The organism is Bacillus sp. HMSC036E02 (assembly GCF_001836235.1).
GTDB classification, from domain to species: Bacteria; Bacillota; Bacilli; order Bacillales; family Bacillaceae_G; genus Bacillus_A; species Bacillus_A cereus.
Genome location: NZ_KV827834.1, coordinates 1 through 18,417 on the forward strand (window position 1 = coordinate 1; position 18,417 = coordinate 18,417).

The following is an 18,417-nucleotide window of genomic DNA, read 5'->3' on the forward strand; positions in this document are numbered from 1 at the left end:
TGGACCTGTTGAACCTGTCGCTCCCGTTGGGCCTGTTTCTCCTGTTGCCCCCGTCGGGCCTGTTGCTCCCGTTGGGCCTGTTTCTCCTGTTGGGCCTGTTTCTCCTGTTGGGCCTGTTGCCCCCGTCGGACCTGTATCGCCTGTTTCTCCTGTTGCCCCCGTCGGACCTGTTGGACCAACTTTAGGCACTGTCCCATCGCAACTAAAACAGCATGAATCAACATGTACACCATTTTGATTATTACACCCACAATATCCATTTACGTTATTGCTCCATGAAGACATGTTGATCACTTCCTTTACATTCGATCTTTTTAGCGCAATCACCGACTTAAAAAACACCTATCTAAATAACAAAGAAATACTTTGCCTAGTCGGGGATAAAACACAGATTTCCTCCATACATTCTAGTAATTATTACATGCGATTCACTCTCCTTTTGCTTGTACTTTCGCCTTATCTCCACAGACTATTAACAATACACATTACACTATCGTACACAGCCACTTTCCCATTTAAACTTTCCACATTCGCCAATATTTTTAGTAAAGAGGCTTATTCTTCATAAATAGCGACTATAATATATAAAAATCCGTATAATTCGTTATTTTTCGTCAAAATTTTAAAAATATATTGACACTTAAAATACCCTCATAGTATGATTTGGGTGTTGTAATTGATAACCATTTTCACTTATGGCACTAGTTACAAAAAACACTTAATTTGGGGGCAGAAGATGAAGAAAATTCTCGGTATTTTCATAGTAGTTCTTCTATTCGCTGTTGGATGCGGACAGCAAAAAGAGGAGAAAAAAGAAACAAAAGCGGACAATAAAAATCAAGCTATAACAATTAAACACGCTGAAGGGGAAACGAAGTTAGATAAACCAGCAAAAAAAGTAGTTGTACTTGAGTGGGTATATTCTGAAGACTTATTAGCACTTGGTGTTCAGCCAGTAGGGATGGCAGACATTAAGAATTATAATAAATGGGTAAATACAAAAACAAAACCGAGTAAAGATGTTGTAGATGTAGGGACACGTCAACAACCAAACTTAGAAGAAATTAGCCGTTTAAAACCAGACTTAATTATTACAGCTTCATTCCGTGGTAAAGCAATTAAAAATGAATTAGAGCAAATTGCACCAACAGTTATGTTTGATCCATCAACAAGCAATAACGATCACTTTGCTGAAATGACAGAAACATTTAAACAAATTGCAAAAGCAGTTGGAAAAGAAGAAGAAGGTAAAAAAGTATTAGCTGATATGGATAAAGCATTCGCTGATGCAAAAGCAAAAATTGAGAAAGCAGACTTAAAAGATAAAAACATCGCAATGGCACAAGCATTTACTGCTAAAAACGTACCAACATTCCGTATCTTAACTGACAATTCTTTAGCTTTACAAGTTACAAAAAAATTAGGTTTAACAAATACTTTTGAAGCAGGAAAATCTGAGCCAGATGGTTTCAAACAAACAACTGTAGAATCATTACAAAGTGTACAAGATTCAAACTTCATTTACATTGTAGCGGATGAAGATAACATTTTTGACACGCAACTAAAAGGCAACCCTGCTTGGGAAGAATTAAAGTTCAAAAAAGAAAACAAAATGTATAAATTAAAAGGCGATACTTGGATTTTCGGTGGTCCTGAGTCTGCAACATCTTTAGCAACACAAGTAGCAGATGTAATGACAGCAAAGAAGTGATTACACGATGAATAGCTTACAACACACACTTCGAGCAAGTCTTGTATTCGGAGGAGGAGCAGCTCTCTTGCTCCTCCTTTTCTTTATTCATATCGGACAAGGTCAAGCAAACATTTCCTATAGTATGATTATTGATGCTCTTATCTCACCGAACCAATCACTAGAACATCAAACTTTAATCATGCTTCGATTACCTAGAGCTGTAATTGCCATTTTAGCTGGAGGCGCTCTTGCTGCATCAGGGGTTATTTTACAAACGTTAACGAAAAATCCACTTGCTGAATCCAGTACAATGGGTATTCACTCTGGCGCATATTTCTTTCTAGTAGCGGCTACAATTTTCTTACCGAAAGGTTTACAAATTAATTCTCTTCTGTTCACATTTATCGGCGGTGCTATTACTGCTTTATTTGTATACCGTATTTCTGGTGGAAAAAAGGGAACCCCACTTAGAATGGCATTAGCTGGTATGGTCGTTACATTAATGCTCTCTGCCTTTACCGGAACGATGCAGCTTTTCTATGAAAATGAAACAGCTGGTTTATTTTTATGGGGAGCTGGCTCTCTTATTCAAAATAACTGGGATGGCGTTCAATTTGCTTTTCCATTTATCATTATTTCTTTCCTAGTTTTACTATTTATGTCTCGTAAACTCAACATTCTCTTACTTGGTGATGATGTTGCTGTTTCTCTTGGTGAAAAAACAGCAGTAACACGTCTTATCGCCTTCATTGCTGCAATCTTTTTAACAGCAGTAATTGTTACTGTTGTTGGACCAATTGGATTTGTCGGCTTAGTTGCGCCTCATTTAATGCGCCTTATCGGATACCGTCAACACTTTACTCTTCTTCTCTCTTCTTTCTTATGGGGGGCAGTATTATTACTTGGAGCAGATGTTGTCGGTAGATTAATAGATCCAACCGGTGCAGAACTTCCTGTTGGGGCAGTCACAGCAATGATTGGATCTCCTTGGCTTATTTACTTAGTCTATCGAATGATGAAGTCGAAACAATATATGAATGATAACGGTGCGAATGCAGCTGGAGCTAGTTCCCGCTATTACTCTTATAAAAAGGTAATCATTATATCTATCACACTTTGCATTGTGACGATTGCTCTTGGTGTTACAATCGGTAGTAACGCTTATATCGAAAGTATTACAAATGTTATATCAGGTCAATTAACACTATTTGACAAAAACATGATGATGAATCTTCGTTTACCAAGAATGCTCGTTGCTGCTATTGCTGGCGCATGCCTTGCAATAAGTGGGCTTGTTTTCCAAGGTATATTACGAAATCCACTTGCCGATCCTTCTATTATTGGTATTTCATCGGGAGCTGGTGTTGGTGCTTTAACTATTATGTATGTCTTTCCTGCACTTCCTGGTTTCTTTCTACCAATTGGTGCATTTATCGGCGGACTACTTGCAGTAGGAATTGTCCTCTTCTTTTCATGGAAATCAGGATTTAGCCCAACAGCCCTTGCTTTAATAGGAATTGGTATTTCTGCACTTGGCTCGGCAATTATTCAAATCTTTATCGTTAGAGCCAATTTGAATGTTGCCGCTGCTTTAACATGGTTATCTGGCAGTACGTATGCAAGAGGATGGAATCACTTAGAAAATATCATTCTATATCCATCTCTAATTCTTGTATTCATTATCTTTTTCTTAATAAAACAACTTGACGTTCTCGTACTTGGAGACGATTTAGCAACTGGACTTGGGCAACCAGTAAATAAAACACGTCTTGCTCTGATTGTGCTAGCGACACTACTTGCATCAGTAAATATCGCTGCTGTCGGTACAATTGCCTTTTTAGGCCTTGTCGCACCTCACTTAGCAAGAATTATTGTTGGTATGAATCATCAAAGACTATTCGTTTGTTCAGCACTATTTGGAGCAATCCTTCTTTCTGTTGCTGACTTACTTGGACGTACAATCGCATATCCGAAAGAAATTCCTTCTGGTCTTGTCGTTGCTGTACTTGGAGCACCTTATTTCTTATGGTTGATGAGGAAGAGTGGGAAGAAAGTTAATTAAAAAGGAGGCTTCGTTTTAGAAGCCTCCTTTTTATATACTAAATAAAGTGAAACTTTAATCAGTGGAGTTTTCTTCATCCCCACTGATTATTAACCCACACCAATCGGGCTTTTATGAGCAGTGGATCTCCCACCTAACTTCTTTGCTCCAGCCGAATCTTGAAGTGGGAATTTTACTGCAGGTGAATAGCGGGATAAATTACTCTGATCTCACTAATTTCACAGATTTAGTCCCTCCCATAAACTCATGATGTACAGTTAATGTGTTCTCCTCAAGTTTCAAATCAACCTTCTGTTTTCTTTCTCCCATTAAAAATACAAGCTCTATGGAAATAATCCCTTGGTCCACACTTAATATTCGAAAGTCTCCTATAGTAGTCCCTTTCCCAAAAATATTATGTTCCATAAATTCTCCGCCTGTTTTCTCACTATTAATAGATTCTATTTCCAACCCAACTGGCCTGTCTGTACTTTCTGATGACATCCAAGACCCCTTTAACTTTCCAATATCAGCCTCTTTTTTCTTTTCATTTTTTAACTCTTCCTCTTTTTTCTTGACTTCTGCTTGTTGAGTTAGTAAGCCATCGATTTGCTTATTCAGCTCTTCGGCCCGTTGATTTTCCGAAATAAATTGTTGATTTTGACCAGTATCGTTAAAAATTTTATTTACTATCCCTTTAGCCTCTTCATACTTTTTATCATTCTTTAACTTCTCTGCCTTTTCCAATTGACCTATATATTGACCTTTTAACTCTTTATGCTCTATAAGCAAATCTTTTTGTTCTTTCGCTTGATTTTGAAGGATTGCGGAACCATCTTTCATCTTTTCTACTTCTTGAAACAAACCTATTGCTTGTTCTATATTTCCACTCGATTTCTCTTTTATCGAACTTATCATCTTAGTAGTTTGGCCTTTTAATACTTTTGCTTCTTTATCATCCTTTTTCTCTTCTAATGCTAGCTCAAATGATGCTACTGCCGTGTCATATTCTTTACTCGCTAACGCCAATTTCCCTTGATCCATTGCTTTTTTATAGGCTTCATTGCTACATCCTACCATTAAAAATAAAATTATGATTCCTAAAATCAATCTTTTCATCATATCCCCCTAAATTAATATAATTCTATATACACTCAATAGTATCATAAAATTTATATATAAAATTTTAAATACCATCATTAAAACATAAAGGGAACTTGTCATTTCTTCTCGAACTTAATCTATGAACATAAGTAGAGGGGGATAACAATAATGTACCAAACTATTGAAGGCTTTTTACAATCATGGACATACGAAGCAGAGTCTACTGAGAAAATGCTTGATTCATTAACCGATGCATCTTTATCACAAGAAATTGCACCTGAACATTGGACTTTAGGAAGAGTCGCTTGGCATATCGTGACGGCAATTCCTGTTATACTATCTGGCACAGGGCTAAAGTTTGAAGGAGAAACGAAAGATTATCCTGTTCCAACTTCTGCAAAAACAATTGCAGATGAGTACCGTAAAGTGAACGCGGCTTTTGTTGAAACACTTCAAAGTAAATGGACTGATAAAGACTTAGCTACTATTAACGACTTCTTTGGTCGCCCTATGCCGAATTCCATATTTTTAATGACACTTATTAATCATCAAAATCACCATCGCGGGCAAATGACGGTTTTAATGCGACAAGCCGGCTTAACAGTTCCTGGTGTGTACGGCCCCGCAAAAGAAGAGTGGGCTGTGGCTGGAATGGAAACTCCTAAAATGTAACGACAAAAAAGACAAGGTGTTTACACATCTTGTCTTTTTCTGTAACTTGTTTCATGTGAAACTATTTTTTAAAATGGTTGTTTTATGGAATATATAGGTTAAAATGAATACATATTACGAAGAGGAGTAACCAAATTGAATACAAAAAATAAAAAAATAGCTATGGGAACTATTTTACTAACTTCCCTTATTGGAGTTATTAGTGTATCTCTTTATTTCACCTATTATGGTACCCCTTGGGGAAAACAAGCAGCAATTACGGACTCAAAAGAATATATTACAAAATATTTTAATCTAGATGCAGAAGTCAAAAATACTTCTTACGATGCTAAAATGAATAGCTATGCCATCTCCTTTGAGACAAGTAGAGACGGAGATTTTACTATCGAATATAAAAGTCCTAATAACTTTAATATCTCTCCAGGAGTTCAAGAGTATTTAAGCAAACACTCCAAATTTACAGAGTAGTAACGAAGCATACATATACAAAAAAGAGTTAGTGTAACCCAACTCTTTTTTCTTATTCTTGTCATACAGTTATATCTTCCTTCTCTATATTTTTAATTCCGTAATATGCAATCACAGCTCCAATTGCTGCGAGTGCTAGTTGAAGGGGAAATAAAGTTGCTGTAGGAAACGCTGGGTTGCTATTCATTGCAATTGCTACAACGATAAGAGATGAAACAATTGTAGTTGGCACTGAACGTTTACGCATTCCAAAATATAATGGGATTAAACTCATTCCCGCAGTTGCAATAGCTAAAGGAACCAGTTTTATTCCTTCTTGCACCAATTGATCTACTGTGAATGAATGAGGAAGAATTGAAAAATAACTATCTATCCCAAAGAAAATTCCTACTACTAAAATGTTAGATACAATAACTGTTATAAATGTTACTATCGCTGTAATAGCCAACTTACTAGCCATCATTTTCTTTCGGTTAATAGGATAAGAAAACATAAGTAGTATTGTTTTATTTTTATATTCGCCAATTATTAACCTTGCGATTAACACACTACCAAAAATAATAAACGTTGCTCTTACTACTGTACTAGCCATTAGCAAAATCATCTGCGGATCTCTTATTTCTGAATCTCCTTCTATTTGTGCAATGAAACTAACAAAGATTAATAATGCCAGTATAATGATATTTGCAATAACTGCTCCCCTCACATACCATCCAAACTTAAACTTCTTCAATTCTAGCTTCATAAGACGTAGCATGATAGTCCTCCTTTCATTTAAACTTTAATCAATATAAATTACCCCTGTTTTACTTAAAATCTTCACTTCGTTTTTTGCATCACCAATAGTTCCTTCTTTTATCTTTTCTGTATTTTTATCTTTCTTAAGTCCTTTTAAATCCACTATTACGTCAACCGAATTACTTTTAGCCATAAGCTTCAATGATGCAGGGACACCTTTATACCGTACGCCAATATCACCTGATTTTGTTTCTATAAATAATGATTTTCCTTCTGTCATATCTTTCAGTAATACCTCCCCAGATGTTGAAGTGATGTTCATATTTGAGTTACTTACATTTGTTATATAGTTATCACCAGTCGTAGACTTTATATTTAATTCTTGTACTGAACTATCTTTTACAACTAACTCTCCACTTTGCGATATGAATTCACCTTTCTCGGCTGATAGTCCTACAATCATTCCATCCCCAGATTTGCCTTTCGTCACGATACTTTTTACTACTATATCTCTTATTTTCACATCACCTGATTTATTATTTAATACAATTTTATCTATTTCTTTCTTCGGAATAGCTATACATATACTATTCTTCTTCCTAAATGTAAAACCATTAAAAAATTTGTTCGCCTCTTGTTTTTGCTTAACCATAATTTTATTTTCATCATTTTCTATTTTGACGGGATCTATCTCTTTATCTGCTTGTTCACCTTGAGCGGAAATTACTATTTTATTAGCGTCTGTACTTTTAAATTCAAGATTCCAGTTTTCATTATCTACTTCTATTTCTTTTATATTATTTATCTCAAAAGACTTTTCTTTCTTAAAACCTTCCCCCTGAAACACCTTAAAACCAAAAACCGCACTAGCAATTGTAATGAATAATATTGCAATTACTATTATCTTTTTCACCATTCATACCCCAGTTCGTTGTTGTTTTAAGCTTGCTTCACACCACATCAATCTTATCGATTTTACGAAACGATAAATAACTAATGAAAATCCCTAATAAACAGAGCACGATTGGGATAGCTATAAAATCAAACATACTTACTTGATCGTTTCCAGGACCAACGTTACCACTAATCAGCATACCAATTATTACTGCCGAAGTAATCGTTGTCGGTGTCGATTTCTTTCTCATTCCAAAAAATAAAGGAATTAAACTTATACCAGATATCATAAATGCACTTATAAAAGTATCTGGAACGATAGCTATTATTTCACCTATCGTAGCTGGCGTTTCAATCAGTCCCATCATTGGACTCACAAAATATACGAGTAAACTAATAATAAAAGTAGCGATAATGGTGCTCACAAAACAAAAACAAAAAACAATTGTTAATTTCGCCCTCATTAGCATTTTCCTTTGCAGCGGGTACATAAACGATAATTGCATCGTTTTGTTCTTATACTCATCAATTACTAAACGTGATAAAATGACCGAACTAAAAATAATGAATGTTATCCTAATAAAAATATTTGCTGCAGCCATGTTCTGTGTGAAGTCAGAGAAGAGCATGTCTTCCTCGGCTTTCATTCCCAATGCCATAAGGCTTACTGCAGCGAAAATTGCTATAATACAAATTGCTACACTTTTAAAGTAACGAGATAATTTATGTTTCTTCCATTCGAGCTTCATTAATTTAAACATATAAATTACGCCTCCATTCTTTATATACCTGTCTCTACGCTGCTAACATTCTAATTCCAGCAGTAACGAAGCTTAACATTCCTATCACTAGTACAATGAACAACCATTTCCGCTCTGGTTTTCTATAATATAAAATTCCACTTATTAGCATTACGATAAATCCACTTACCAGGTTCAGCCACAGTCCATTAAGCATGAATACCTTCTCCATCCATTACATTTAAGAAATATTCTTCTAAGGAACTATGTTTCTTATTAATACTTTCAATTTCCACATCGTTCATAATAAGTGCTTTTGAAATGGCCTGCTGAGACGCTGACGTATCATACACACGAATCATGGTTCCACTCATTATTTTGTAGTTTTTTATACCAAGTTTATCTTCTAAAATATAAGCTGCACGTTTCACATCAGGAACAGTAATTTCAATATACTCTGTTTGTTTTCCGTTAATACTCTTCATTGAAACTTCTTTTATTAGTTTTCCATTTTGAATCACACCAATTGTATCGGCCATTAGTTCCATCTCACCTAAAATATGACTAGAAACTAATAATGTAATGCCATATTCTTTGCAGAGCATTTTAAATAAGTCTCGTAACTCTTTAATACCAATTGGATCTAAACCGTTAATTGGTTCATCTAAAATGAGCAATTCTGGCTTTGTAACGATTGCCCTTGCAATACCGAGTCGTTGTTTCATTCCTAATGAAAAATCTTTTACTTTTTTATTATCTACCCCTTGTAGTTTCACTAAATGTAAAGCATGGTCAATTGCATTTTTATCGTAGTAGCCCATGTATTCACAATGTAGGTCTAAGTTTTCTTTCGCCGTTAATTTATCATAAAAGATTGGGTATTCAATAATTGTCCCCATTCTTTTTAATACTTCATAAGATGTATCTGTTAATTTCTCACCGAAGATTTCAATATCACCACTCGTCGGTTTTATTAAATTTGTAATCATTTTCATAATCGTTGTTTTACCAGCACCGTTTGGTCCTAAAAAACCGTAAATTTCTCCTTTTTTCACATGCATGTTAACACCGGAAATAACTTCTTTCCCTTTAAACACTTTCGTTAACTGGTTTGTTTTTAATATATATGTCATGTTACTTTCCCCTTTCGCAATACTCTATATTTCTATAATAGACAACGGAAATCTCTTTTTTCTTACCCGTTTCTTACAAATTCCTTACGCTGAAAAAAAGCTTGTAGAATCTACTGCTCTACAAGCTAAAACTGTATCTTTGTTAATGCAATTGTAAAAATTGTTTTTTCATACGGTTTACTAGAAAGATGAATTTTTCCGTCCATCGCTTCCACAAGCCGTTTCGTAATCGTTAATCCTAGACCGCTTCCTTGGTACAATCTATTTCTTGAATCTTCAAGTGTGTACATACGCTCAAACACTTTATCAATATGAGATTCATCAATCCCTTTTCCTTTATCCCATACATCTATATACACGCCCGTGTCATCATCTCTTAACGTCATACCGAGTGCCTTTCCATCGTCTCCATATGTAATTGCATTTGATATTAAATTATTCAATACCCTACCTAATACTTCTACATTTCCAAGTGCATATATATTTCTTTCTGGTATATCAATATGAACCTGAAAACCTTTCGTCGTCACTAAATCATAAAATGATAAAATCTTCTCGCGGCAAACTTCATTCATATTTACTTTTGTCATTTCAATTGCTTTGTCACCAGATTCTAATTTCGCTAAATCAAAAAACTTATGAATTAATTCCATCACTTCTAGTGTTTTCGTATGCACTTTCTCAAGTAATATTTGTTGTTCTTCTTTATTTATCGTTTTATCCTTATTTAACATTTCTGTATATCCAAGAATAACTGTTAGTGGTGTTTTCAAGTCATGCGAAATATTTGAAAGCATTTTTCTCATCGAAATTTCTACTTTTGCATGATCTGCATTCGTTTTCTGTTTTGCATCTAATAATTGATTAATTGCCACTAATAATTTTTGCAATTCTAGATCATCTGTCATAACGAGTAACGTCTCGCCTGTTTTTTCATTTACAATACTTTCTAACTTTTCATATGTGTATCGTAAATTTTTACTACTATTTTTTCTCATTTTATATTGCATATAAATAACACATAACAATATAAAAATAATACCTATTAACAAATTGATCATATTACATCACTTCCAGCTTATAGCCGATGCCCCATAGCGTTTTAATATATTCTGGATTAGATGGATCACTTTCGATTTTCTCACGCAATCTTCTCATATGAACATTAATAACGTTATCGTCACCGTAATACTCTTCATTCCAAACTAACGTATATATTTGCGCTTTCGTAAATACACGATTTTGGTTCTTTACAAATAGCTTTAAAATCTCAAATTCTTTTAAAGTAAGTTTGAGAGGCTTCCCGTTTTTTTCTACAGTAAAATTAATTGGATCAATTGTTAAATCACCAATTTGAATCATTTTTTCTATTGTTTCTGTAGCCGAGTATTTCGTAGACCTCCGAATACCTGCTTTTACACGTGCAGCCAATTCAATCATAGAAAATGGCTTACAAATGTAATCATCTGCTCCAAGTCCTAATCCAACAGCTTTATCAACATCTGTATCTTTTGCCGACATCATTAAAATCGGAACTGCACTTTTTTCTCGAATGATTCGTACAACCTCTAAGCCATCTAGCTTTGGCATCATAATGTCAAGGATAATCAAATCAAATGAACCTTTTAAATATGTGTTCACGCCTTCTTCTCCATCAGACGCAATCGTAACTTGAAAGCCTTCCTTTATTAAATACTTTTCCACCATCTCTTGAATTGAGATATCATCTTCAACTAATAAAATATGATGTGACATATGTCTATCCCCTTTTTACAAACGTTAACAATCCAATTGTATCGTAACTACTACAGACTGGAAACAATTATATGAATTTTCAAACCAACTTCCCTTCCTTCCTTAACAATGATATGATGAAATTCACTACGATTGTTCATAATTAACTTTATATAAAGGAGACTTATCATGTCAGAAAACAAAAAAGTAAGCTTAGCTGATTTAATGCGTGAACAACTTGCTAAGAAAAAGCAAGGAAATGGAAATGGTCAAAATGCAAAAAATCAAAGCCAAGAAACAAAAAAATTACAAAACCAACAAACAAAGAAAACAAACAACCAACGTAGACGTACAGGTGTATAAATGAACGGACAAAAACGTTCTAATATCGCCCCCGGTCTTGAAGTTGATATTGTATTAAAACAAGATCAACGAACAGGCAAATTAACACGTGGAATTGTAAAAGATATTTTAACAAACTCCCCTTCCCATCCGCATGGCATTAAAGTGCGATTGCAGGACGGGCAAGTCGGTAGAGTACAAAATATCGTTCAATAAGAAAAGGAGCTCAAGTAAACTCGAGCTCCTTTTCTTTATTAACCTTTAATTTTCTCGATGAAAACTACTTTTAAGTAGTCTCCTTCTTTAAATTGATCAATGGTACGGAAATCTTCTGGTAAAGAATGTTCTTCTAACATTTTATATTTGCCATTCATTTCTTTAAAGGCTGTATCGATAAAGCCTTTAAACTTTTTCATATCGAATGCGCTACAGTTTGTAGAAGCAACGATAATACCGTTATTTTCTGTAATAGCAATTGTTTCTTTTAATAAATTTTTATAATCTTTTGCTGCACTAAATGTATATTTTTTTGAGCGTGCAAAGCTTGGAGGATCAAGTACGACCATATCAAATTTCATTTTTTTCTTCGCTGCATATTTGAAGTAAAGAAATACATCTTCTACAATAATATCTTGCGCTTCATAATCAACTTCATTTACACTAAACTGCTCAATCGTTTTACTTAAACTACGATTTGCAAGGTCAACACTCGTCGTTTTACTCGCTCCGCCAAGAGCTGCAAATACAGAGAAAGCACCTGTATAAGAGAACATATTTAACACTGTTCTTCCTTTTGCATATTTATCACGAATTTGTTTTCGAACGTTACGTTGATCTAAAAATACCCCAACCATTGCCCCATCATTTAAATAAACCGCAAAGTTTACACCGTTCTCTTTTACGATAAGTGGGAACTCGCCGCGCTCTCCTGCTACGAAATCATCACCCTCAATATATTTCCCTTTCGTATCAAAACGCTTTTTCTCATAAATACCTTTAAAGTTTGCTACTTTTTGAAGAGCGGCTATAATCTCATCTCTGAAAGTATAAATCCCTTCACTATACCAACTTACTACGTAGTAGCCATCATAATAATCGATAATTAGTCCTCCAAGACCATCACCTTCACCATTCACCACACGGAATGCTGTCGTATCACTTGATTTGTAAAATTGCTTTCGTTTATGTAAGGCAGATTTGATTTTACTTTCAAAGAAAGATTGATTAATTTGTTCACTCTCTTTTCTCGTTAAAATCCAGCCGTATCCTTTATTTTGTTTTCCATAATAGCCTTTTCCGATAAATTGGTTCTTCTCATCTACTACTTTAATGATTGTTCCTTCTTCCTGAACATCATTTAAATTTTGAATCGCATCTTTTAAAATAAGCGGATATCCACTTTTAATTTCTTTTATAAATTTCGGTTTTATTTTTACAGTTACTTCTGATCGCATATAATAACTTCCTTTCCATTTGCATGCTTTCTCTACAGGAAGCATTTGAAAAACGAGCCTGAAAAAACAGCCTCGTTTCACTATACCATATTATTGCTTTGCTAGTACAACTCGCTCATTCTCTCGCTTAACTGCCACATATTTACTACATTTTGAACTGGAAATCTTACTGTCCAATATAATATAAAAAACTTTTATATTTCATATTTAGCATTGACAATGATAATGATTTTCATTATCATTTAATGTATATGAGTTCTCGAAAATAAAGGCTATATTTATAGGAGGAATAAACATGATTATCGTTACAAATACAGCTAAAATTACAAAGGGAAATGGACATAAATTAATTGAGCGTTTTAATAAAGTAGGTAAAGTTGAAACGATGCCAGGCTTTTTAGGTCTAGAAGTTCTTTTAACGCAAAATACAGTTGATTATGATGAAGTAACAATTAGCACTCGCTGGAATGCAAAAGAAGATTTCCAAGGTTGGACAAAGAGCGCTGCATTTAAAGATGCTCACTCACATCAAGGCGGAATGCCAGAATATATTCTTGATAATAAAATTGCTTACTATGATGTAAAAGTTGTACGTATGCCAATGGCTGCAGCACAGTAAAAACAGTCCTTTTTTAAAGTATAGAATATGAGAAGCGTTATCTATCACTTCTCATATTCTATACTTTTTTCTTTAATTTCTTTTTATTAATTTTGCGTGTACAACTAGCCTTCCAGCCTCTGGATCAAGCGCATAGTCACAAGTAGAAAGTGTTACGATTTCATCATTAGCCGTCAATTCCGTATCCGTTTTGTACAGTGATTTTTCTTGAATTTCCTTTAAGAACGATGTATATGCTGCATCATTTTCAAAATCCGTTTCAATGTAATAAAAGTCCGTTGTTGTCGTGTATACTGAAAAAACTTCCACGTCGTATCCTTCAAATAATGTATCGTAATATAATTTACGATGAGACATAAAAAAGTCTTCATCCAACATCTTTTTTAAACTACCAAACATAGAACCGTCTTTCATACGATGGCCATATAAAATCGTATTTCGATTTTGAGATTTCACATCATTACGATGGTCCATAAAAATGCTTCCCGCTCTCATATCTTCACCTTTATAATTACGAAATAAATAGTAATCATTATCTTTTGCTTGAACGATTGGATAATTAATTTGTGTATCATCCATCGTAATCCATCCGACTATCTCTGGATTAATTTTCTGGAGATCCTGAAACTGTTTACGTACCTCTCCATCTTCTGATTTTTCTTCCATTGGACTTCTTTTATAAATATGTTGTGCCTCAGCCATTACTTTACGATTTTCATAATAATCCATGAAAATCCCACCCAACTCATATATTGAATAGAAAAAGATTCCTAAAAACACAATTGTAAGTATGCGTTGAAAAAAAGAATTCTTTTTCCGTCCTTTCTTACTATTCAAATTATCACCTCAAAACGGATTATGCTCAGCCTTTAGATTCCCATAGGTACCATGTACAATCCGGTATCTTCATCCTGCTTTACAATGACATCTACACCATATATTGCTTTAACCATTTCTTCTGTTATTACATCATTAGGATTACCTTTCGTAATGATTTCTCCATCTTTCATAACGATAATATGGTCGCTATAACGAATGGCTTGATTAATATCATGTAATACCATTACAATCGTTAGTCCATACACTTCATTTAACTCTTTCACTAACTCTAATATTTCTAGCTGATAGTAAATATCTAAATATGTGGTCGGCTCATCTAAGAAGAGCATTGGTGTATTTTGAGCTAATGTCATTGCGATCCAAACTCGCTGCCTCTCTCCACCAGATAAAGCATAAATTGGCTTATCACGCTTACTTTGTAAATTCGTACATACTAGCGCACGCTCAATCGCTTCTCTATCTTCATCTGTTTGCGGAGAGAATATATTTTTATATGGCATACGCCCGAAGCTTATTAGCTTTTCCACTGTAATATCTGCTGGAGCCTCATTTTGTTGATGGACAACCGCTAGTTTTCTAGCAAACTCTTTCGGTTTATATTCACTAATCGCTTTCCCATCAAGTATTACTTCTCCACTGCTAGGAGCGTGGTTTCTAGACATGACACTAAGTAATGTTGATTTCCCACATCCATTCGGTCCAATGATTGTTGTAATTTTCCCAATTTCTATTTCACTACTAACAGACTTTAATCGATTTGTTACGTTATCGTATGAAAAGGTTACATTTTTAATTTCCATGAACTTTATCACTCTTTCTAAGCAAGAATATTAAGAATGGACCACCAATAACCGCCATAATTGTTGCTGCTGGAATTTCGTTAGGTGGCACAATTAACCTTCCAATCGTATCTGCCGTCAAAATTAATAACGCCCCTGCAAGAGCAGAAAATGGAATTAATACTTTATGGTCTGAACCGACTAATTGTCTTGAAATATGCGGAACTAGTAATCCTACAAAAGCAATAACACCTGCAAGCGCTGTTGATACTGCCGCTAAGAGTACTGCAATGGCAGAAATAATAAGACGAACTCTCGTCACGTGCAAGCCTAAGTTTTTCGCAGTCTTATCTTGTAGCGATAATAAGTTACACCATGCTCCTACGAACAGAGCAAGAATAAGACCAATCGTTCCATAAGTCACCATTATTTCTACATCGCCCCACGTCTTCATTGTTATGTTAGAAGTCGTCGTTTGCTTAATACTCTTAATAAAATATCCACAAATCGTAACGAATGATTCATTTAATCCAGTAAACATTGCATTAATGGCAATACCAATTAAAATAATGCGAAGCGGGCTTAATCCTGATTTCCATGAAAACAAATAAACGAGATAACATGCAAGCGCACCACCTAAAAAGGCGAATACGGGTGTCCAGAAAAAGAATTGCGGGAACAACGTAATAATAACGAGTGTCATAAAACTTGCTCCTGAAGATATACCGATTACCCCAGCATCAGCGAGTGGATTTTTCATAACAGCTTGAAAAAGCACACCTGAAACAGCGAGAGCCGCTCCAGTGAACAACGCAATAATAATACGCGGAAAACGTAAATCTTTAATGACTTCAACATCTTCATTTCCACCTGTAAATATCCCTTGTACAAGTTCAACAATACCTACTTCTAAACTACCTTTCATCGCTGACAATGATGTCATAACAATAAGCAATGCAGTAACAATGAGGAAACTCCAAGTTTTTTTATTCATTCTACTCTTCCTTTATATTAAAATGCATCACGGATACATCATTTTTTTCAATTCATCTAATGCTTCAATTGCTGCTAAATTACCTGTCGTTCCAAATAAACGCTCTTCTAAATCGTAAACACGGTTATTTTTAACCGCAGCAAAGTGTTTCCAAATATCATTTGTTTTAAATTCTTTATCAAACATTTTTACAACTTCATCAGGCATACCATGAGCTGCTCGTAAGATAATATCTGGATCAGCTTTCTTTAAATACTCTGTATTAGAAGCTAAATATTCTACTTGTTCACCTTGCACAATATTTTTACCACCTAGTTGTTTCACTAAATCTCCAATATAAGAATGCTCTGTTGCTACTAAATAACTTCCTGGCACACCTAATAAAATAAGCACTGTCGGTTCTTTCTTTCCTTTTACTTCTTTTTGAATGCTAGCAACCTTTTTATCTAATTTAGTTACTACTGCTTCGGCCTGTTTTTCACTCCCATATTTCTTACCTAAATCACTAATAGAACTTTGCATATTTTTCAAACTCGTTAAATCTAAAAAGTTTGCTTTCATACCCACACCATCAAAAACTGGCTTTAATTCATATTCAAGTGTTGTCACAGATAACACTTCTGAAGGCTTTAATGACTTTACCTTTTCCATATCTGGACTCATTGGATTCCCAACTTCAGGTAAACCTTTATATCGCTTCGGTAAAGTTTTAGAACTTGTTGGAACGCCGACTAAATCTACTTCTAACGCATCCATAATTTCAGTAACAGCCACTGTTGTTGCAACGACGCGCTCTTTACTTTCACTCTTTACCTGCTTTGCTGATTCTTTTTTTGGTGATGAGCACCCGGCTATACTCATTAACAAAATGATAGCCATTAGTACACTTGCAATTTTCTTCACTCTCAATCACCACTCCTTTCCATACAATATGAAACAAGTCTTGATGCACGCGAACATGCATCAAGACTCCAAAAATTACAATCTACCTGCTCTATATTTACGAACTAGTAAAGCAAGTGAACCTAGCAGTAACACCATGTATAAACCAAGTTGTGCTGTATCTGCAGTTTTTGAGTTTTTCTCTTTTTTCGAATCATTTTTTGTATCTTCTTTTTTCTTGTGACCATCTGCATTTCGATTAAAATCAGGAGTACCTACTGTTTTTACATTATCTACTTTCGGTGTAGTCACTGGATTTTTCGGTTCATTTTTCGGTTCCTCTTTAATAGTTCCTAACGCACCGATATTATTTGTATCAAATTGAATTTGTACATCGTAGAAATGATGGTAGTTCATCTCATCGATGTCTACCTTTACTTTTGCGTTTAATTTTTTAAATAGATCTTCTACTTCAAACTGTACTACTCGCGTATTTGCATTTTTATCTTCGCTTACTACTTTTGCATCAGCGAATAGTTCATTGTTTTCCGCTTGGAATTTCGTAATCCACGCACTATTTTTCAGCGTCATCTCAATATATTTTTTACCATCTTTTACGATTAATTTCGCTGGATTTACAACATAGTCATGCATCTTTGAAATCTCATCTGTTTTATCTTTTAATACTTTAAATGTAATATCATATTGGCCATCTACTAAATTTTTCGAATCAACTATTACTCTCGGTTTATTATTTTCATCTTGGTTGTTGTTTCCACCTAGGTTGTCGTTTCCACCTTGGTTGTTGTTTCCACCTTGGTTGTCGTTTCCGCCTTGGTTGTCGTTTCCGCCTTGGTTGTTGTTTCCGCCTTGGCTATCTAACGGCTTAATGCTACCTTTATCAAATGCAAATTGAATATCGTAAAAATGGTGATAATTCATTGAATCGATATCTACTTTTACTTTTGCATTTAACTTTTTTGATAAATCTGGTACTTCTACTTCCACTACGCGTGTATCAGCTTTTTTATCTTCACTTATTACATGTGCATCAACAAACGAACCATTTTTCTCAAATTCAAATTTTGTAATCCAAGAACTGTTCGTTAACGTAAATGATACATACTTCTTACCATCTTTTACTTTTAGCACACCTGGACTTTTTGTATATGTGTTCATCATTGAAATTTCGTCTGTTTGATCTTTTAATGCTTTGAAATTGATGCTGTATTCACCATCTTTAATTGTTTCAGCATCTGATTTTTCTACTTCTGGTTTTTCTACTTCCGG

General features: G+C 34.6%; 21 protein-coding genes and 1 pseudogene. 7 read left to right on the plus strand and 15 right to left on the minus strand.

Going from position 1 to position 18,417, the window contains the following annotated elements:
* A pseudogene (locus HMPREF2590_RS10675) lies at window positions 1-285 on the minus strand (hypothetical protein); the annotation flags it as partial.
* Window positions 286-736: 451 nt separating this feature from the next.
* Here HMPREF2590_RS10675 and HMPREF2590_RS10680 point away from each other — a divergent pair.
* Both HMPREF2590_RS10680 and fhuB read left to right on the plus strand, forming a co-directional pair.
* Window positions 737-1,711: an ABC transporter substrate-binding protein gene (locus tag HMPREF2590_RS10680; RefSeq protein WP_000721843.1), complete on the plus strand. Its 975-nt coding sequence runs from the start codon at window positions 737-739 to the stop codon at window positions 1,709-1,711.
* Window positions 1,712-1,718: 7 nt separating this feature from the next.
* Window positions 1,719-3,755 (plus strand): Fe(3+)-hydroxamate ABC transporter permease FhuB, encoded by a 2,037-nt coding sequence (gene fhuB, locus HMPREF2590_RS10685; RefSeq protein WP_001087098.1) that lies wholly within the window; start codon window positions 1,719-1,721, stop codon window positions 3,753-3,755.
* A gap of 198 nt (window positions 3,756-3,953) precedes the next feature.
* Here the strand turns inward: fhuB and HMPREF2590_RS10690 are convergent, their stop codons facing one another.
* Window positions 3,954-4,853, minus strand: a complete 900-nt coding sequence (locus HMPREF2590_RS10690; RefSeq protein WP_004412637.1) for a tetratricopeptide repeat protein — start codon at window positions 4,851-4,853, stop codon at window positions 3,954-3,956.
* Window positions 4,854-5,006: 153 nt separating this feature from the next.
* Between HMPREF2590_RS10690 and HMPREF2590_RS10695 the strand changes: the two genes are divergently transcribed.
* Together HMPREF2590_RS10695 and HMPREF2590_RS10700 are read left to right on the plus strand one after the other, a co-directional pair.
* Window positions 5,007-5,510 carry a DinB family protein gene (locus HMPREF2590_RS10695; protein ID WP_050822114.1) on the plus strand — a complete coding sequence of 168 codons (504 nt, stop codon included), beginning with the start codon at window positions 5,007-5,009 and terminating at the stop codon, window positions 5,508-5,510.
* A gap of 135 nt (window positions 5,511-5,645) precedes the next feature.
* Entirely contained in the window at window positions 5,646-5,978 is a 333-nt protein-coding gene (locus HMPREF2590_RS10700; protein ID WP_001093299.1) for a YfjL-like protein, read from the plus strand.
* A 61-nt stretch (window positions 5,979-6,039) separates the two neighbouring features.
* Here HMPREF2590_RS10700 and HMPREF2590_RS10705 read toward each other — a convergent pair whose 3' ends face one another.
* From HMPREF2590_RS10705 to HMPREF2590_RS10735, 7 genes are all read right to left on the minus strand, one after another.
* Window positions 6,040-6,735: an ABC transporter permease gene (locus HMPREF2590_RS10705; RefSeq protein ID WP_000945183.1), complete on the minus strand. Its 696-nt coding sequence runs from the start codon at window positions 6,733-6,735 to the stop codon at window positions 6,040-6,042.
* Window positions 6,736-6,759: 24 nt separating this feature from the next.
* Window positions 6,760-7,632 carry a DUF4097 family beta strand repeat-containing protein gene (locus HMPREF2590_RS10710; protein ID WP_050822115.1) on the minus strand — a complete coding sequence of 291 codons (873 nt, stop codon included), beginning with the start codon at window positions 7,630-7,632 and terminating at the stop codon, window positions 6,760-6,762.
* Between the two features lie 34 nt (window positions 7,633-7,666).
* Window positions 7,667-8,371 carry an ABC transporter permease gene (locus HMPREF2590_RS10715; RefSeq protein WP_000475529.1) on the minus strand — a complete coding sequence of 235 codons (705 nt, stop codon included), beginning with the start codon at window positions 8,369-8,371 and terminating at the stop codon, window positions 7,667-7,669.
* Between the two features lie 34 nt (window positions 8,372-8,405).
* Complete coding sequence (locus HMPREF2590_RS30315; RefSeq protein ID WP_000931813.1) at window positions 8,406-8,567, minus strand: hypothetical protein; 162 nt, start codon at window positions 8,565-8,567, stop codon at window positions 8,406-8,408.
* The gene (locus HMPREF2590_RS10725; protein WP_000221067.1) at window positions 8,560-9,483 is read right to left on the minus strand and encodes an ABC transporter ATP-binding protein; all 924 of its coding nucleotides are present in this window, start codon (window positions 9,481-9,483) and stop codon (window positions 8,560-8,562) included. Before HMPREF2590_RS10725 ends, HMPREF2590_RS30315 begins: the two co-directional genes overlap by 8 nt.
* A gap of 125 nt (window positions 9,484-9,608) precedes the next feature.
* Window positions 9,609-10,544, minus strand: a complete 936-nt coding sequence (locus HMPREF2590_RS10730) for a HAMP domain-containing histidine kinase (protein ID WP_000609141.1) — start codon at window positions 10,542-10,544, stop codon at window positions 9,609-9,611.
* 1 nt (window position 10,545) lies between these two features.
* On the minus strand, window positions 10,546-11,238 hold the full coding sequence (locus tag HMPREF2590_RS10735; protein WP_000018029.1) for a response regulator transcription factor: 693 nt from the start codon (window positions 11,236-11,238) through the stop codon (window positions 10,546-10,548).
* 168 nt (window positions 11,239-11,406) lie between these two features.
* On the opposite strand from HMPREF2590_RS10735, the gene HMPREF2590_RS30320 reads away from it, so the two are divergent.
* A complete protein-coding gene (locus HMPREF2590_RS30320; protein ID WP_001293578.1) occupies window positions 11,407-11,580 on the plus strand; it encodes a hypothetical protein in 174 nt (57 codons plus the stop codon).
* On the plus strand, window positions 11,581-11,775 hold the full coding sequence (locus tag HMPREF2590_RS10745; protein WP_001014310.1) for a YwbE family protein: 195 nt from the start codon (window positions 11,581-11,583) through the stop codon (window positions 11,773-11,775). It begins immediately after the preceding gene.
* A 38-nt stretch (window positions 11,776-11,813) separates the two neighbouring features.
* Here the strand turns inward: HMPREF2590_RS10745 and HMPREF2590_RS10750 are convergent, their stop codons facing one another.
* A complete protein-coding gene (locus tag HMPREF2590_RS10750; protein WP_001255966.1) occupies window positions 11,814-13,013 on the minus strand; it encodes a class I SAM-dependent rRNA methyltransferase in 1,200 nt (399 codons plus the stop codon).
* Window positions 13,014-13,308: 295 nt separating this feature from the next.
* Here HMPREF2590_RS10750 and isdG point away from each other — a divergent pair, with 295 nt between their 5' ends.
* Window positions 13,309-13,632 carry a heme oxygenase gene (isdG, locus tag HMPREF2590_RS10755; protein WP_000587818.1) on the plus strand — a complete coding sequence of 108 codons (324 nt, stop codon included), beginning with the start codon at window positions 13,309-13,311 and terminating at the stop codon, window positions 13,630-13,632.
* Between the two features lie 72 nt (window positions 13,633-13,704).
* On the opposite strand, the gene srtB is transcribed toward isdG, so the two are convergent.
* The 5 genes from srtB to HMPREF2590_RS10780 form a co-directional block, all read right to left on the minus strand.
* Window positions 13,705-14,469 carry a class B sortase gene (gene srtB / locus HMPREF2590_RS10760; RefSeq protein ID WP_048533848.1) on the minus strand — a complete coding sequence of 255 codons (765 nt, stop codon included), beginning with the start codon at window positions 14,467-14,469 and terminating at the stop codon, window positions 13,705-13,707.
* A 32-nt stretch (window positions 14,470-14,501) separates the two neighbouring features.
* Window positions 14,502-15,272 carry an ABC transporter ATP-binding protein gene (locus tag HMPREF2590_RS10765; protein ID WP_050822117.1) on the minus strand — a complete coding sequence of 257 codons (771 nt, stop codon included), beginning with the start codon at window positions 15,270-15,272 and terminating at the stop codon, window positions 14,502-14,504.
* Complete coding sequence (locus tag HMPREF2590_RS10770) at window positions 15,262-16,245, minus strand: FecCD family ABC transporter permease (protein ID WP_003310941.1); 984 nt, start codon at window positions 16,243-16,245, stop codon at window positions 15,262-15,264. Before HMPREF2590_RS10770 ends, HMPREF2590_RS10765 begins: the two co-directional genes overlap by 11 nt.
* Window positions 16,246-16,272: 27 nt before the next feature.
* Window positions 16,273-17,154, minus strand: a complete 882-nt coding sequence (gene isdE, locus HMPREF2590_RS10775) for a heme ABC transporter substrate-binding protein IsdE (protein WP_001986828.1) — start codon at window positions 17,152-17,154, stop codon at window positions 16,273-16,275.
* Window positions 17,155-17,223: 69 nt separating this feature from the next.
* On the minus strand, window positions 17,224-18,417 hold a 1,194-nt coding region (locus HMPREF2590_RS10780), incomplete at its 5' end, for an NEAT domain-containing protein (RefSeq protein WP_141763532.1).

What these genes read in the sequence shown, in the direction of transcription:
- HMPREF2590_RS10735 (WP_000018029.1), bottom strand. Translation starts at nt 11,238, where the DNA reads ATGTCACATCATATTTTATTAGTTGAAGATGATATCTCAATTCAAGAG.
- HMPREF2590_RS10690 (WP_004412637.1), bottom strand. Translation starts at nt 4,853, where the DNA reads ATGAAAAGATTGATTTTAGGAATCATAATTTTATTTTTAATGGTAGGA.
- HMPREF2590_RS10725 (WP_000221067.1), bottom strand. Translation starts at nt 9,483, where the DNA reads ATGACATATATATTAAAAACAAACCAGTTAACGAAAGTGTTTAAAGGG.
- HMPREF2590_RS10710 (WP_050822115.1), bottom strand. Translation starts at nt 7,632, where the DNA reads ATGGTGAAAAAGATAATAGTAATTGCAATATTATTCATTACAATTGCT.
- fhuB (WP_001087098.1), top strand. Translation starts at nt 1,719, where the DNA reads ATGAATAGCTTACAACACACACTTCGAGCAAGTCTTGTATTCGGAGGA.
- HMPREF2590_RS10745 (WP_001014310.1), top strand. Translation starts at nt 11,581, where the DNA reads ATGAACGGACAAAAACGTTCTAATATCGCCCCCGGTCTTGAAGTTGAT.
- HMPREF2590_RS10715 (WP_000475529.1), bottom strand. Translation starts at nt 8,371, where the DNA reads ATGTTTAAATTAATGAAGCTCGAATGGAAGAAACATAAATTATCTCGT.
- HMPREF2590_RS10765 (WP_050822117.1), bottom strand. Translation starts at nt 15,272, where the DNA reads ATGGAAATTAAAAATGTAACCTTTTCATACGATAACGTAACAAATCGA.
- HMPREF2590_RS10730 (WP_000609141.1), bottom strand. Translation starts at nt 10,544, where the DNA reads ATGATCAATTTGTTAATAGGTATTATTTTTATATTGTTATGTGTTATT.
- isdG (WP_000587818.1), top strand. Translation starts at nt 13,309, where the DNA reads ATGATTATCGTTACAAATACAGCTAAAATTACAAAGGGAAATGGACAT.
- HMPREF2590_RS30315 (WP_000931813.1), bottom strand. Translation starts at nt 8,567, where the DNA reads ATGCTTAATGGACTGTGGCTGAACCTGGTAAGTGGATTTATCGTAATG.
- HMPREF2590_RS30320 (WP_001293578.1), top strand. Translation starts at nt 11,407, where the DNA reads ATGTCAGAAAACAAAAAAGTAAGCTTAGCTGATTTAATGCGTGAACAA.
- HMPREF2590_RS10750 (WP_001255966.1), bottom strand. Translation starts at nt 13,013, where the DNA reads ATGCGATCAGAAGTAACTGTAAAAATAAAACCGAAATTTATAAAAGAA.
- HMPREF2590_RS10770 (WP_003310941.1), bottom strand. Translation starts at nt 16,245, where the DNA reads ATGAATAAAAAAACTTGGAGTTTCCTCATTGTTACTGCATTGCTTATT.
- HMPREF2590_RS10695 (WP_050822114.1), top strand. Translation starts at nt 5,007, where the DNA reads ATGTACCAAACTATTGAAGGCTTTTTACAATCATGGACATACGAAGCA.
- HMPREF2590_RS10705 (WP_000945183.1), bottom strand. Translation starts at nt 6,735, where the DNA reads ATGCTACGTCTTATGAAGCTAGAATTGAAGAAGTTTAAGTTTGGATGG.
- HMPREF2590_RS10680 (WP_000721843.1), top strand. Translation starts at nt 737, where the DNA reads ATGAAGAAAATTCTCGGTATTTTCATAGTAGTTCTTCTATTCGCTGTT.